Annotated in this window: 16 protein-coding genes and 1 tRNA gene; 6 read left to right on the forward strand and 11 right to left on the reverse strand. The window is 62.1% G+C overall.

Translation table 11 applies throughout. The features are described 5' to 3' along the window. Positions 1-9 precede the first annotated feature (9 nt). Together CCE89_RS04555 and CCE89_RS04560 are read left to right on the forward strand one after the other, a co-directional pair. Positions 10-984 (forward strand): polysaccharide deacetylase family protein, encoded by a 975-nt coding sequence (locus tag CCE89_RS04555; RefSeq protein ID WP_086436787.1) that lies wholly within the window; start codon positions 10-12, stop codon positions 982-984. A gap of 11 nt (positions 985-995) precedes the next feature. After that, a complete protein-coding gene (locus CCE89_RS04560; protein WP_086437014.1) occupies positions 996-1,910 on the forward strand; it encodes a GNAT family N-acetyltransferase in 915 nt (304 codons plus the stop codon). Between the two features lie 195 nt (positions 1,911-2,105). Here CCE89_RS04560 and rplA read toward each other — a convergent pair whose 3' ends face one another. The 3 genes from rplA to CCE89_RS04580 form a co-directional block, all read right to left on the reverse strand. Then, complete coding sequence (gene rplA, locus CCE89_RS04565; protein ID WP_086436788.1) at positions 2,106-2,798, reverse strand: 50S ribosomal protein L1; 693 nt, start codon at positions 2,796-2,798, stop codon at positions 2,106-2,108. Positions 2,799-2,802: 4 nt separating this feature from the next. Then, positions 2,803-3,234: a 50S ribosomal protein L11 gene (gene rplK / locus CCE89_RS04570; protein ID WP_086436789.1), complete on the reverse strand. Its 432-nt coding sequence runs from the start codon at positions 3,232-3,234 to the stop codon at positions 2,803-2,805. Positions 3,235-3,651: 417 nt separating this feature from the next. Next, positions 3,652-4,629 (reverse strand): helix-turn-helix transcriptional regulator, encoded by a 978-nt coding sequence (locus CCE89_RS04580; protein ID WP_086436791.1) that lies wholly within the window; start codon positions 4,627-4,629, stop codon positions 3,652-3,654. Between the two features lie 145 nt (positions 4,630-4,774). Here CCE89_RS04580 and CCE89_RS04585 point away from each other — a divergent pair, with 145 nt between their 5' ends. Both CCE89_RS04585 and CCE89_RS04590 read left to right on the forward strand, forming a co-directional pair. Further along, entirely contained in the window at positions 4,775-5,683 is a 909-nt protein-coding gene (locus CCE89_RS04585; RefSeq protein ID WP_086436792.1) for a TolB family protein, read from the forward strand. 234 nt (positions 5,684-5,917) lie between these two features. Next, the gene (locus tag CCE89_RS04590) at positions 5,918-6,937 is read left to right on the forward strand and encodes a retroviral-like aspartic protease family protein (RefSeq protein WP_234989936.1); all 1,020 of its coding nucleotides are present in this window, start codon (positions 5,918-5,920) and stop codon (positions 6,935-6,937) included. Between the two features lie 69 nt (positions 6,938-7,006). On the opposite strand, the gene nusG is transcribed toward CCE89_RS04590, so the two are convergent. After that, positions 7,007-7,543: a transcription termination/antitermination protein NusG gene (nusG, locus tag CCE89_RS04595; protein WP_086436794.1), complete on the reverse strand. Its 537-nt coding sequence runs from the start codon at positions 7,541-7,543 to the stop codon at positions 7,007-7,009. 60 nt (positions 7,544-7,603) lie between these two features. Further along, on the reverse strand, positions 7,604-7,813 hold the full coding sequence (secE, locus tag CCE89_RS04600) for a preprotein translocase subunit SecE (protein WP_086436795.1): 210 nt from the start codon (positions 7,811-7,813) through the stop codon (positions 7,604-7,606). Between the two features lie 297 nt (positions 7,814-8,110). Here secE and CCE89_RS04605 point away from each other — a divergent pair, with 297 nt between their 5' ends. Next, complete coding sequence (locus tag CCE89_RS04605) at positions 8,111-9,631, forward strand: alanine/glycine:cation symporter family protein (RefSeq protein ID WP_086436796.1); 1,521 nt, start codon at positions 8,111-8,113, stop codon at positions 9,629-9,631. Positions 9,632-9,800: 169 nt separating this feature from the next. Here the strand turns inward: CCE89_RS04605 and CCE89_RS15225 are convergent, their stop codons facing one another. Beyond that, positions 9,801-9,950, reverse strand: coding sequence for a hypothetical protein (locus CCE89_RS15225; RefSeq protein ID WP_159456579.1), 150 nt, complete (start codon positions 9,948-9,950; stop codon positions 9,801-9,803). A gap of 158 nt (positions 9,951-10,108) precedes the next feature. Next, positions 10,109-10,184: transfer RNA gene (locus tag CCE89_RS04610), tRNA-Trp, on the reverse strand. A gap of 120 nt (positions 10,185-10,304) precedes the next feature. On the opposite strand from CCE89_RS04610, the gene aat reads away from it, so the two are divergent. Next, positions 10,305-11,027 (forward strand): leucyl/phenylalanyl-tRNA--protein transferase, encoded by a 723-nt coding sequence (aat, locus tag CCE89_RS04615; RefSeq protein ID WP_086436797.1) that lies wholly within the window; start codon positions 10,305-10,307, stop codon positions 11,025-11,027. Here the strand turns inward: aat and CCE89_RS04620 are convergent. The 4 genes from CCE89_RS04620 to CCE89_RS04635 are packed head-to-tail and all read right to left on the reverse strand — an operon-like array spanning position 10,976 to position 12,876. Beyond that, positions 10,976-11,470, reverse strand: a complete 495-nt coding sequence (locus tag CCE89_RS04620) for a DUF2155 domain-containing protein (RefSeq protein WP_086436798.1) — start codon at positions 11,468-11,470, stop codon at positions 10,976-10,978. The genes aat and CCE89_RS04620 overlap by 52 nt on opposite strands. Positions 11,471-11,472: 2 nt before the next feature. Continuing rightward, complete coding sequence (locus CCE89_RS04625; RefSeq protein WP_086436799.1) at positions 11,473-11,871, reverse strand: NADH:ubiquinone oxidoreductase subunit NDUFA12; 399 nt, start codon at positions 11,869-11,871, stop codon at positions 11,473-11,475. Positions 11,872-11,920: 49 nt separating this feature from the next. Continuing rightward, complete coding sequence (locus CCE89_RS04630) at positions 11,921-12,463, reverse strand: DUF192 domain-containing protein (RefSeq protein WP_234989937.1); 543 nt, start codon at positions 12,461-12,463, stop codon at positions 11,921-11,923. After that, on the reverse strand, positions 12,430-12,876 hold the full coding sequence (locus tag CCE89_RS04635; protein WP_327078637.1) for a regulatory protein RecX: 447 nt from the start codon (positions 12,874-12,876) through the stop codon (positions 12,430-12,432). Before CCE89_RS04635 ends, CCE89_RS04630 begins: the two co-directional genes overlap by 34 nt. Between the last annotated feature and the right edge of the window lie 171 nt (positions 12,877-13,047).

The following is a 13,047-nucleotide window of genomic DNA, read 5'->3' on the forward strand; positions in this document are numbered from 1 at the left end:
GCGCGCGGGATGACCAGCGTATTCATAACCATCGATACCGAGTATTCCTCGGGCCTGGTGACCGGCACAGGGCCGGCCGACCGCGCGGAGAATTACGCGCGCTCGATCGCCTGCCTTACGCCGGACGGCCCGGCGGGGATCACCCACAAGCTCGAACTGCTCGAACAATACGATCAGAGAGCCGTTTTCTTCGTCGATCCCATGCCGGCGCTGGTCTGGGGCGTGGCATCGATCGAGGACATCGTCGCGCCAATCCTCGATGCAGGCCAGGACATCCAGCTGCACTGCCATACAGAATGGCTCGAACTTGCCGGTAACGCCAATCCGCTTGGGGCGAAGACCGGTCACAACATCAAGGATTTCACCTTCGATGAGCAATGCCGGCTGCTCGACTATGCGCGTGAAACTCTCATCGCCGCCGGCGCACCCCCGCCTGTCGCCTTCCGCGCGGGCAATTACGGCGCAAATGACGACACGCTCCGAGCGCTCGCCGAGCTCGGCATTCGCTATGACACCAGCCACTGCCCCGGCATCCAGGATGGGTATTGCGAGATCTCTCTGGGCGCCGACGACCATGAGCCGGTGCTCTATCATGGCGTGATCGAGGTTCCGGTCGGCAGCATCGGCGCACTGGGCGGTGGTCAGCGACATGCGCAGATTACAGCGCTGTCCTTGAAGGAGATGAATGCGGCAATCCGCCATGCCCGCGATATCGACCGTTCTACTTTCACGCTCGTCTCGCACAGCTTCGAACTCATCAACCGGCGCAAGCTGGCAGTGAACAAGATCGTGCGGAACCGCTTCGAGAAGCTGTGCTCAAGCCTCTCCACCATGCGCAATGTGACAACGGGCAATTACCGCGATGCGCCGCCGCAGCTTCCGTCCGATTCCTCCAACGTCGAACCTCTTCCGGCAAGTCCCATCCGGACGAGTCTCCGCGTCGCCGAGCAGATTGTCTCGAACACGCTCTACGGCGCGCTTTGAGAGGCATCGACGTGAGCGAAGACCGCACCTCGATCGACTTCACCATCGGGTCGCGGCGGCTGCTCGCCGTGCCGCGCAACCTTGCGACGGTGAAGTTCTCGCTTGAGGACATTCTCGCGGGATCGCTGCCTGCAATGGGGGATAGCGAAACGGCTGCCGATGGCCTGCGTGTGCTGTCCGTACCGCGAGAACATATCGACGCATTGCTGGGCAGCTTTCCGGATCACCTCGCTGGCGGGCGGCAGGATTATCCGCGGCACTATATCGATATGGCGGGAAGCTATGAGGACTACCTCGCGCGCTTTTCAGGCAAGACGCGTTCGACGCTTAAGCGCAAGCAGCGCAAGCTCGCCAAGGAATGCGGCGGCGGATACGAAGTGACCGAGCACCGCACACCGGCTGAACTTGAAGCCTTTCTCGACGCGGCTATCCCGCTATCGGCCAAGACTTACCAGGCACGCTTGCTCGACGCGGGGCTTCCGGAAACGCCCGAAGCGCGCCAATCCATGCTGGCAAAGGCGGAGCGCGGCGAGATGCGCTGCTACTTGCTTTGCGCTGGCGAAAAGCCAATCGCCTATCTGACCCTGCCTGTCGAAGGGCAGACGCTGGTATATGCCTATCTCGGCTACGATCCCGAATGGGCGCGACTATCGCCCGGCACGGTACTGCAGATGGAGGCGCTCGAACGCCTCTTTGCAGAGAACCGCTTCCGCTATTTCGACTTCACCGAGGGCGACGGAGGTCACAAGGCCATGTTCGGAACGGATAGCGTGGAATGCGCCAGTTTCGTTCTGCTGCGCAAGACGATCGCCAACCGCACCCTGCTCGGCGCGCGCGAGGCCTTCGACGCGGCGGTATCGGGAGCGAGAACACTGGCCGAAAAGAGCGGCGCACTTTCACGCGTGCGCGGCCTGCTGCGCGCCTGATCGTTCCGGGAAATGAGAAAGGGCCGAGGTTTCCCCCGGCCCTTACGTCACCCACATTGCTGTAGGAAAATCAAATTTGCCCGGTGCCAATCGAAGCCTTTGGCTTCGCAAGCCCGACGGGCGCCCGCAGCGATGCGACCTTCAGGTCGCATGAGCGAGGAAGGGAGGATACGGATGCATCCTCGCCCCTGATAATTACGCGCCTTCCACCTCGGCGAGATCGACCTTGAGGCCCGGGCCCATCGTCGAGGTCAGCGAGACCTTCTTGACGTATTTGCCCTTGGCACCCGAAGGCTTCGCCTTGACGATCGCGTCGGTCAGAGCCTTGAAGTTCGCCTTCAGGTCTTCGTCCTTGAACGACAGCTTGCCGATGCCGGAGTGGATGATGCCCATCTTCTCGACGCGGAATTCGACCTGGCCGCCCTTGGCGTCCTTCACGGCCTGTTCCACGTTCGGAGTGACAGTGCCGAGCTTCGGGTTCGGCATCAGGCCCTTGGGACCCAGCACCTTGCCGAGACGGCCGACGACACCCATCATGTCCGGCGTGGCGATCACGCGGTCATAATCGAGATTGCCGTTCTGCATGTCTTCCATCAGGTCTTCGGCGCCAACCTTGTCGGCACCGGCGGCCAGAGCCTTGTCGGCATTGTCACCCTTGGCGAAGACGGCAACCTTGACATCCTTGCCCGTGCCCGAAGGCAGCGAAACCATGCCGCGGACCATCTGGTCGGCGTGGCGCGGATCGACGCCGAGGTTGATCGCGATTTCAACGGTTTCGTCGAACTTCGCCTTGTGCTCACGGAGCACCTTGATCGCTTCATCGACGGTGTAGAGCTTCTCGTTGTCGAGCTCTGCAACGGTCTTCTGCTTCTTGGTCTGCTTAGCCATCAGATCAACCCTCCACCACGTCGAGGCCCATCGAACGGCACGAGCCTTCGATGATCTTCATTGCCTGGTCGACATCGTTCGCATTGAGGTCGGCCATCTTCGCTTCCGCGATTTCCTTGACCTGGCTCACCTTGATCGTGCCTGCGGAAACCTTGCCCGGTTCGCCCGAGCCAGACTTCAGCTTGGCGGCCTTCTTGATCATGTAGGTCGCGGTCGGCTGCTTGGTGATGAAGCTGAACGAGCGGTCGGCATAGACGGTGATGACCGTCGGGACCGGCGCGTTCTTTTCCATGCTGTCGGTCGCAGCATTAAACGCCTTGCAGAATTCCATGATGTTGACGCCGCGCTGACCCAGTGCCGGGCCCAGCGGGGGCGAGGGGTTGGCAGTGCCGGCGGGCACCATCAACTTGATATAGCCTTCGATCTTCTTGGCCATGAGGCCACTCCTTTCACACTGTCGGGCACTGCTGCGGAGATCCCGCCTGCCAGCGCCTTCATGTTAAGCGGTCCAGCGGCTCGCGCTTGCGAACCTCCCGCACGGTTTGCCCATCGATTGAATGAGACCGCGCGCAGATAGGCGTGGCGGCGCGGAAAAGCAACCCAAAGATGGTCCTGATGGTAAGGGCCAGAAAAGGGCGCGCCCAGTCTCCAACAAACTTGACACAATTGACACGCTGTAAAGCGGCGCAATCGCCGGTTTCATACTGTTTTTCAATATCTTGCGGCTGTTGGACCAGCTTGACACTTTTCCAACAGACCTGCACGCGCGAAAAGGGATCGAATTTGCCATGACAGCGCCGCCCTGCCGCAATTCCGAAGAGTAGGAAAATGAGAAGGCGGCGCAGCCGACCCGTCAATGCAGAAGCGAACTGCCCCTTCTCACATCCCCGGGCGTCATTCCGAAGCGCTTGCGGAACGACCTATTGAAATAGGACAGGTCGCCGAAACCGACATCATAGGCGATTTCGCTGATCGACATGTGCCCTCTTTCAGGCGCTGCGAGCCATTCGCGTGCCCGTTGCAACCTGCGGTCTCGGACATAGACCGTAAAGCTGGTGCCAGCTTCTTCGAACAGGTTCTGGATCGTGCGCCGGCTAATGCCGAAGAGCACCTCCGCGTGGTCGAGCGTGAGCTCGGGTTCGGCGAGGTTCGATTCGATCCATGCCTTGATCGCGGCAAGGCGTGCCGCCTTGAGTCCACCCTCGCGTGCCGCTTCGGCACCGTCACTGCGGTGACCTAGCGCGAGGACGACAAGATCCCTCAGGTGGTCGGCCGCGAGCCTCGCCGTAGCAGCGTTCGAAAGCGTGGTCGGATGGATTGCTGTCGGGATGTAGCTGCGGAGCATCCACAAGGCAGGATTGGCCGGATCGATCGGGTGATTGATCACCTCTTCGCGATTACCGAGCAAAGGCAGAAGAGATGCGCGCGGGATCTTGATGCACAGGCTCCGGACGATGCCGTAGTTCGTCGTCACAAGCTTCTCGTCGCAACGATGCAAGGCGGCCTGTCCGTAGCCGAGCTCGTATTCGCTGCCACAATGATCGATTTCGACGCGCCCCCGACACTCCATCAGCGCAAATGCCAGGTCGTCATCCGCCTTGCTCGGATCGGCCAGCAAGCGAGTGCGCGTCGGCGTGCTGATGCTCTTCGACACCACGACACCGGGCAACCGATAAATACTTCCCGAAGCGCGCGGAAGTTGAACCAGCGGCTCAGCCTCCGCATTGAGCGAACACTTGTCATATTGCCCGAGAAGCGCCGCATGACGTTCTTCATCGACAAAATCAGCCAATGAAAAATGGATCGGCGGCGGGATCGAACCAATCTGCATATGCGCAACATATCATGCGGGTGGCACACGCAGAAGCGTCAATGCTTGTCCTATTGTGCAACCGTTGCCCGCTCCCGTGCGCGATAGACCAAGAAAATGCCTCAACTATTCATATGCTTGCCCTTTGTATTCAGGGAGAAGGCAGATGAAGATTTCCGGCTTTGGCATATTGGGCCTCGCAACCGGCGCGATGGGAATAGGCTGGGCGACCACGGCCCTGCCTGCCAATTTCAGCGAGTGGAGCACGGCGATCAATGCCGAGGACTTCTCCGGTAACGGTGCGCCCAACAGCCCGGCGGGCGACGGGTGCCCGATCCTCGATCCCTACACCAATGACCTCTACATCGCCTCCACGAGGCCTGGAGGCCTGGGCGGGCTCGATATCTGGATCGCGCCGTGGAACGGTTCTGGCTGGGACGAGCCCTACAACCCCGGTGCGCCCGTCAACAGCGAAGCAAACGATTACTGCCCCACGCCTGCGCGCGGCAACCGGCTGTTCTTCGTCAGCCGCCGTGAAGAGCCCAATGGCGATATCTATGTGATCAAGCGCCTGCCGACCGGCTTCGGCACACCCGAACGGCTGCCCGACGGCATCAACAGCGACGCGCAGGAATGGAGCCCGTCTGTCTTCGAGGACGATGACGGCAACGAAGTGCTCTATTTCTCCAGCACCCGCAGCGGGGGGCAGGATATCTACGAGAGCGTCAATTACGGCGCGCCGAGTGCGGTGCCTTCGCTCAACACCGAATATTCCGATGCGCGGCCCAATGTCAGCAAGGACGGGCGCGAGATCGTGTTCGACACCGACCGCCCGGGCGGGCTTGGCGGGGGCGATATCTGGAGCTCGACCCGGCCTTCGACCAATTCGCCCTGGACCGCGCCCACGCCGATCGCGCAGGTCAACAGTCCGGCGGGCGAATCCCGTGCCGCGCTATCATGGGATGGCACCATGCTGGTGTTCGGTTCGGGCCGTCCGGGCGTGGATGGGCCAACCGATATCTTCGTCGCGACACGTTCCAAGGCCAACAGGGGGCCGAAGACCATCGAGTTCTAGAGGAAACCGGAGGCAACCTCCCTTCGGCCTGCGACCCGGCCGAATGGGACACTGGCCCCTGCCTCGTCATGAGGCGGGGGCCCTTTCGCCGGCCAGTTGAGCGTTCATGGAGCCAATGGCGCACTTGATAGATCGCAACCTGCATCGCGGGCCGTCTTGTCATATAGTCGCGAAGCAATGCAGCTTTGGCGCAGATCGACACCGAGATCCATTCCCGCTCTCTTCCTAGCCGGGGTGTTGCTGCACGCGGGCAGTGCAGCAGCCCAAGTTAAAGGTGACGCGCAGGAAGAGCCTCCAGTCGCGCGCTCCACCGAAAGCCGAAGCCCGATTGCGCCTGCCGAATATGACGAGAATCTCGACATCGGCGGAGAGGAAATCGAAGCGCGCAAGAAGAGCAGCCGGATGACGGTAAACGTGCTCATCAACGAGCAGGGCCCCTACAAGTTCATCGTCGACAGCGGCGCCGATACCTCTGTGATCGGTGAGAGCCTGGCGGCTAGGCTGGGCCTGCCCGATGCAGGCCCCGTGGTGCTGAATGCCATGACCGAAAGCCGCCCTGTCGAACAGGTCAGCGTAGATTCGATCCGGCTGGGCCCGACGACGACGACAGACCTCGAGCTACCCGTTCTGGACGAGCGCGATATCGGGGCCGACGGCATGATCGGGCTGGACGCGCTCGTCGCCCAGCGGCTGATGATGGATTTCGACAAACGCATCGTCACGGTGGACGACGAGTATCGCTTCCCGCGCTCCGGCCCCAATATCATTATTGTCACCGCGAGACGCGAGCGCGGGCAACTGATTCTGACCGAAGTGCTCGCGATGGGCCACCCGCTGGACGCCGTGATCGATACAGGGACCGAAGTGACAATCGGCAATTCCGCCCTGCGCGAGAAACTCGGCATCGGTCAGAGCGAGACGATCGAAACGGTCGAAATCTTCGGCGTGACCGGCACGAAGCAGGAGGTCGATTTCGCCGTCATCCCCCGCCTCGAACTGGGTCCGGTCACCTTCCTGAACGTTCCCGTCGCCTTTGCCGATGTGCCGCCGTTCGAGATATTCGGTCTGGACAAAGAGCCCTCGCTCCTCCTCGGCACGGATCTGATGGAGAAGTTCCGCCGGATCTCGCTCGACTTCAACGATCGCAAGGTGCGCTTCCAGCTGAGAAAATGCCGCTCGCAAAAAATCTCTATCCGGACGATCAACTCCTCGACGCGGATCAAGGCAACCAGACCGGCCGCCTGCACCTATTGATGCGGCCTTTCGCCCACGAAAAAGGGCGCCTCTGCGGGCGCCCTTCCTCTCCACAAACGCAGAAAAAGGTTACTTGACCAGTTCGACCTGTTCGAAGTCGAGTTCGACCGGCGTTGCGCGGCCGAAGATCGAAACCGAGACCTTGACCTTGGCCTTGTCGAAATCGAGCTCTTCGACCACGCCGTTGAAGCTGGCGAAGGGACCGTCGAGCACCTTGACCTGATCGCCGATCTCGTAATCGACGTGGATGTCCTTCTTCGGGGCCGCCTTGGCCTCCTCGACACCGCCGAAGTAACGCGCCGCTTCCTTTTCGCTGATCGGCTGGGGCTTGTTGCCCGAACCGAGGAAGCCGGTCACCTTCGGCGTATTCTTGACGAGGTGATAGACGTCGTCGGTCATCTTGAGCTTGGCAAGGACGTAGCCGGGCATGAACTTGCGTTCGGTCTGGACCTTCTTGCCGCGCTTGATCTCGGTCACGGTCTCGGTCGGAACCTCGACCTCTTCCACCGCTTCCGAAAGGCAGAGCCGCTCGGCCTCGGCGATGATCTGGTCACGCACCTTGTTCTCGAAGCCCGAGTAGGCGTGGATGATGTACCAGCGAGCCATTGAAAGTCCTTAATCCCTGGAAGTGGTTTGAAGCACGGGGTCTTGCGCGCCCCGCGAAACTCAAGCGAGCGTGAGAAGGAAACGCACGATAGCGTTGAAGACGGTGTCGACGCCGAGGAAGAACAGCGAGAGGATCACCATCATGATGAAGACGAAGATCGCGGTGCGGATCGTCTCGTCGCGGGTCGGCCATACGACCTTGCTGGTTTCGCTGCGGACCTGCCGCACGAACTCGCCGGGCGATGTCTTGCGCTTCGTATCTTCGGCCATGTGTGTGAGCCTTCAATCCTCGATTAAATCCATTCGCCTCGCGGCACTGGCTTTCAGGTAGGTCTCCGCGCCGCCCCGGACAAGTCCGGGAGGGGCGAAGGCTGATTCCAATGTCGGAAGACGTTGCGGCATGTAGGCCGGGCGCAGCCTAAAAGCAAGAAGGTTGGGGTTTTGTTTTCGCCGACCTAGCCGCGGGTGGCCGGGTTCTAACTACGCCGAAGAAAATCCCGTTGCAGGTGCAACCGCATAGCCCTAGCGTGCGCGCTTTCATTCGGGACGCATGAGGGGAAGCCGCCAATGGCCGCTAGCGAAATGAGTTTGGGTGATCGTCTGGTCGCCCCCGTTACCAATGTATCGGACCTGTTGTGGGGCGGCACGTGGGAGGGGGCCGAAGTCATCCCGTTCCCGCCACTGGCGCTGATCTTGCTCGGCGCAGGCGTCTGGTTCATGGTCGGGCTGCGCTTCTATCCGATCGTCAAGCTCGGCAGTGCGATCAAGGGACTGTTCGCTGGCCGCAAGGGCTCCGGATCGGGTGAAATCTCCCCCTTTGCTGCCCTCTCGACCGCGCTTTCGGGCCAGGTCGGCACCGGCAATCTCGCCGGTGTTGCCACGGCCATCGCGCTGGGCGGTCCGGGTGCAATCTTCTGGATGTGGATCACCGCCCTGTTCGGCATGGCGCTGGCCTTTGCTGAGGGGTCGCTGGCCATTCGTTATCGCGAACAGACCTCCGACGGGGTCTATCGCGGCGGCCCGATGAGCTACATCATGATGGGCCTCGGCCCGAAATGGACCTGGCTGGCGATCCTGTTCTGCCTCGGGACGCTCGCCTCCGCGCTGATTACCGGCAACGCCATTCAGTCGAATGCCGTCGCTGACAGCTTTGGCGAGCTGTTCGGTATGGAGGAATGGATGGCCGGTCTGATCGTCGCCATCCTCGTGTTCGTCGTCATCATCGGCGGCATCAAGTCGATCGGCAAGGTGGCCGAAAGCGTCGTGCCGTTCATGGCTGCAGCCTACATCGTGATGGCCGTGATCGCTCTGATCATCAATTTCGAGGATCTGGGCGAGACCTTCGGCCTGATCTTCCACGGCGCCTTCAACCCGCAGAGCGCGGTTGGCGGCTTCACCGGCGCGGCCATCATCATGGCGATCCGTGCCGGCGTGGCGCGCGGCCTGTTCTCGAACGAGGCGGGCCAGGGTTCGACCCCGATCGCGCACGCCGTCGCCCAGACGAACGATCCCGAGCAACAGGGCCGCATGGCGATGCTCGGCACCTTCATCGATACCATCGTGATCTGCACCATGACCGCGCTGGTGATCCTGACCGTCCGCGGCGACTTCATGGCTGGCGACGAGGCGGTGCTGCACGCATGGCAGTCCGACCGGGTCGGCTTCGAGATGACGAGCGGCGCCTTTGCCGCCGCCTTCCCGTTGGAAATCGGCAGCATTCCGATCGGAACGCTGGTCGCATCGACTGCGCTGATCCTGTTCGTGTTCACCACGCTCCTCACCTGGAGCTATTACGGCGAGCGGGCGATCACCTTCATCTACGACCGGTTCAAGGGTTCGAACCGTGCGGGCGAGAAGAAGCTGCACGTGGCCTGGCGCGTGTTGTGGTGCGTCGCGATTTTCATAGGCGCGGCACAACCGAGCGAACTGGTCTGGCGCATGGGCGATATCTCTAACGCCGCCATGCTGCTGCCCAACATCGTCGCGCTGGTTATGCTGTCAGGCGTGGTCTTCGCCCTGGCCCGCGGCGACAGGACCGCAGGCAAGGATTTCCACGCTGACACGCCGGAAGAGCCGGAGGAATACTGAGGGGCTGGTTTCGCGCACCCATCGGGGTGTGCGATTCGCGCGCTAAAGCAGCGCAGCGGTAGCGCGTAAACAATCCGCTCAAGCAGCGAAGCGGTAGCGCGACAAAAAGGGCCGGCTCGCATATGCGGACCGGCCCTTCGTTTTCATTGTATCGTTCGTGCAGCCTGTGTCAGCGCAGGCCGAAGAGCTTCGCCATGAAGCCAGGCTCATCTTCCATCGGCTGGACCCGTCCGTAGGTCATGCGACGCATGCTTGCATCAACATGGGGCCGCGGGTTGGTCCAGGCGTCGGGCCGACTGCTGCGGAAGGATGTCGACATGGGACAATCTCCTCGTGCCATTTTCCCTCCGTCCGTGGATACAAATGATCGATCGCGCCATACGGTTCCCCACTTAGGACGAACCGACAGAAATCGTTCAAGCGCCTGTCCGCGCCGAAACAGCGCGGAACAGCGAAAATCCGGACATTTGAAGAAAATGGCAGGGGTGACAGGATTCGAACCCGTGGCCCTCGGTTTTGGAGACCGATGCTCTACCAGCTGAGCTACACCCCTGCAGATGCGCGCTGCCCTCTAGAGCGAAGCGCGCCGCGACGCAACAGAACATTCGCAATACTCGCTCGCGAGCAGCAACTCTGCTGGCGAATTGCACTGACCCGCCTATAAACTCTCGCAATGCATTCGCCTTACCCTCCGCCGATTCCGGTCGAAATGCTCCTGCTCGCCTATCGCAGCGGGATTTTCCCGATGGCGGACAGCCGCGATGATCCCGAAATCTTCTGGGTCGAACCGCGGGAGAGGGCGATCATTCCGCTCGAATCCTTCAAACCTTCGCGCAGTCTCGCCAAGGCTGTGCGGCAGGACCGGTTTCGCGTGACGTGCGATACGGCGTTCGAACGCGTGATGACCGCCTGCGCCGCGCCGCGCCCGGACCATCCCGAAAGCTGGATCAGCGAACGCATTATCGCCAGCTACCGTGCGCTTCACGCCATCGGCCATGCCCATTCGATCGAATGCTGGCAGGACGGCGCGCTCGTCGGCGGGCTCTATGGCGTCAGCTTCGACCGGGTGTTCTGCGGGGAGAGCATGTTCAGCACGGCAAGCGATGCCAGCAAGGTCGCGCTGGTCTGGCTGGTTGCGCTCATGCGGCGGGCGGGTTTCGCATTGCTGGACTGCCAGTTCATGACCGATCACCTCGGCTCGCTCGGCGCCGTGGAAATCCCGCAGGCGGACTATATCGAGCGCCTGAAGGCCGCGTCAGGGCCGCCTGCGATGTCGCTACCCGAAGCCTACCGAGCGGTTCTGGATGAAGCATCGCCCGCCGACAGCAGCAGGCCAGCAGGCGATCATTCCTCGCCGGGGAAACTCATCGCGCAGTCTTTCACCCAGACATCGTAGATCGGGTGTTCGACCACGTTGAGGCTGGGCGAGTTCTTGAACAGCCAGCCCGAGAAAATCCGCCGGAAATCCTCTTCGCCGCGATCCTGCACCAGCACCTGGACGAAGGCACCGGTTTCCTGCGGCATTTCCCAGGGCGCGGTGCGCTCGCAGGCTTGAAGGCGGATGACGACGTCCCCCGAGCGGCGCGATTCGCCGGGGCGCATTTCGAAGTCCTGCGTCAGATTGTTGCGCTTGTTGAGAAGGCCGATCGTCGCGACGCGCTCACCCATCGGTGTGCCGATCGCAGCATCGCCGGCCGCATCGGGCGCGGGCGGACCGTCGCTCTGCAGTTCTTCGGGAACCTCGGTCGCGACCGGTTCCGGCGCAGGCGGATCGTCCGAGCAGCCGGCCAGCAGCGCGACGCTGGCGGCCAGCGCGGGCGCGAGTAGCGCGCGGCGCATAATCAGCCTTCCGGGCTCCAGGCCTCGTAATCGCCCACGGCGCGGGCGCGCTTCCCCCCGCGTTCGAGCGCGCCTTGCGGGCGGTAAGCCTGCGCAGTGCCGGTGGCGTTGGGGGTGTAGTCCACTTCCCAGATGCGCGGCGGCGGAAGGTGGCTTTCCGGCACATCCTCGCCCGCCCCGTGCAACCAGCCGTGCCATTCGGCGGGCACGCGGCTCGCATCGTTGGAACCGGCGTAGATCACCCAGCGGCGTTCGCGCGCGCCATCACCGCGATCTTTCGAGCGGTAATATTTATTGCCCTGCGCGTCGGTGCCGACATGCTCGCCCTTGCGCCAGCTGTAGAGCAGCGTGCCGATGGTCGCGCCGTTCCACCAGGTGAAGATCTTGGTCAGGAAGTTCATGGAGAGCGCGATTAGCGGATTCGCTTCCGAACGCCAAGCGCCAACCGCATCACTCTTCGATTGTCCAGACGACCTGGTCGCCCGGCTCGATACCGAGCTCTGCCGCACGGCCACCGACCAGTTCTAGCACGGCAATGGCAAAGCCGGTCGAGACGCTCGGCGTGAGCGAATAGGGTTCGGTATTGGCGGCGATATTGGTGATCCGCCCGTCGGTGCCGATGAAGATGATGTCGAGCGACATGGGCGTGTTCTTCATCCAGAAACTGCGCCGGTCGGGCGCCTTGGAGGGGAACAGCATGCCTTCGTCGGGGCCCATCTCGGTGCGAAACATCAACCCGCGCGCCTGCTCTGCCGAAGATTGCGCCAGTTCGACGCGGAAATCATGGGTCTCGTCGCCGGAGATGACCTGCAGGTCGATGACCTCGAGGCCGGAGACGGGATGGACCGCCTCGCCGGTCGCCTGCACGGGATCGGTCGCGCTGCTGGCTGGTTCGGCGGTGCTCTGCGGAGAGCAGGCCAGCATCAGGGCCGCGAGCCCTGCCACCGCAGCGGTGCGGATCAGCGTTCCGCTTCCTGCGCGTCGATCAGCCATTCATCGAGTTCCTCTTCGCTATTCGCTTCGACGACGGTGCGCGCCGCATCGAACCCATGCCCTGCCCGCACTATCGCCGCAATCTGCTTTTCGCGTTTCTTGTGGCCTTCAAGACCATCCGGCAGCGCATCGCCGAAGGGGCCGAAGCGCCGCTTGCGGGCGAGCAGGATGACCGCACGCCGCGTTTCGACCTCGCTCGGGGTCAGATCGCCGCGCAATCCTTCGTCGATTCCGTCTGCGCGAAGTGCCTGCTCGACCCGGCGCGCGCCATAGCCCTTGCGCAGCAGGCCGCCAGCCTTGCTCATGGCATAGGCCTCGTCATCGACATATTTGAGTTCGATCAGCCGCTCCACGACAGCGGCAGGATCGAGTTCCTCGCCTTCGGCCACCCCGCGTTCGCGGATTTTTCGCACCAAATACGACTCTAATTTGGCACCGCTCGTCGCAAATCTCGCGACGTAGGATAGCGCCAGATCGTTCAAACTCGCCCGATCCAGCGGCCTTGGCGGACGTTTGCGCCGCGATTTCCCGGTTTCTTTTGCAACCATTTCGCCTTATTCGTGCCACACTCCTTATCGAATGGA

Source organism: Altererythrobacter xiamenensis (assembly GCF_900177715.1).
Taxonomy (GTDB): domain Bacteria; phylum Pseudomonadota; class Alphaproteobacteria; order Sphingomonadales; family Sphingomonadaceae; genus Erythrobacter; species Erythrobacter xiamenensis.

Bases quoted from the DNA above. Each gene is read 5' to 3' on its own strand.
- CCE89_RS04555 (WP_086436787.1), top strand. From the start codon at position 10: ATGACCAGCGTATTCATAACCATCGATACCGAGTATTCCTCGGGCCTG.
- rplA (WP_086436788.1), bottom strand. From the start codon at position 2,798: ATGGCTAAGCAGACCAAGAAGCAGAAGACCGTTGCAGAGCTCGACAAC.
- rplK (WP_086436789.1), bottom strand. From the start codon at position 3,234: ATGGCCAAGAAGATCGAAGGCTATATCAAGTTGATGGTGCCCGCCGGC.
- CCE89_RS04580 (WP_086436791.1), bottom strand. From the start codon at position 4,629: ATGCAGATTGGTTCGATCCCGCCGCCGATCCATTTTTCATTGGCTGAT.
- CCE89_RS04585 (WP_086436792.1), top strand. From the start codon at position 4,775: ATGAAGATTTCCGGCTTTGGCATATTGGGCCTCGCAACCGGCGCGATG.
- nusG (WP_086436794.1), bottom strand. From the start codon at position 7,543: ATGGCTCGCTGGTACATCATCCACGCCTACTCGGGCTTCGAGAACAAG.
- secE (WP_086436795.1), bottom strand. From the start codon at position 7,813: ATGGCCGAAGATACGAAGCGCAAGACATCGCCCGGCGAGTTCGTGCGG.
- CCE89_RS04605 (WP_086436796.1), top strand. From the start codon at position 8,111: ATGGCCGCTAGCGAAATGAGTTTGGGTGATCGTCTGGTCGCCCCCGTT.
- CCE89_RS15225 (WP_159456579.1), bottom strand. From the start codon at position 9,950: ATGTCGACATCCTTCCGCAGCAGTCGGCCCGACGCCTGGACCAACCCG.
- aat (WP_086436797.1), top strand. From the start codon at position 10,305: ATGCATTCGCCTTACCCTCCGCCGATTCCGGTCGAAATGCTCCTGCTC.
- CCE89_RS04620 (WP_086436798.1), bottom strand. From the start codon at position 11,470: ATGCGCCGCGCGCTACTCGCGCCCGCGCTGGCCGCCAGCGTCGCGCTG.
- CCE89_RS04625 (WP_086436799.1), bottom strand. From the start codon at position 11,871: ATGAACTTCCTGACCAAGATCTTCACCTGGTGGAACGGCGCGACCATC.
- CCE89_RS04630 (WP_234989937.1), bottom strand. From the start codon at position 12,463: ATGGCTGATCGACGCGCAGGAAGCGGAACGCTGATCCGCACCGCTGCG.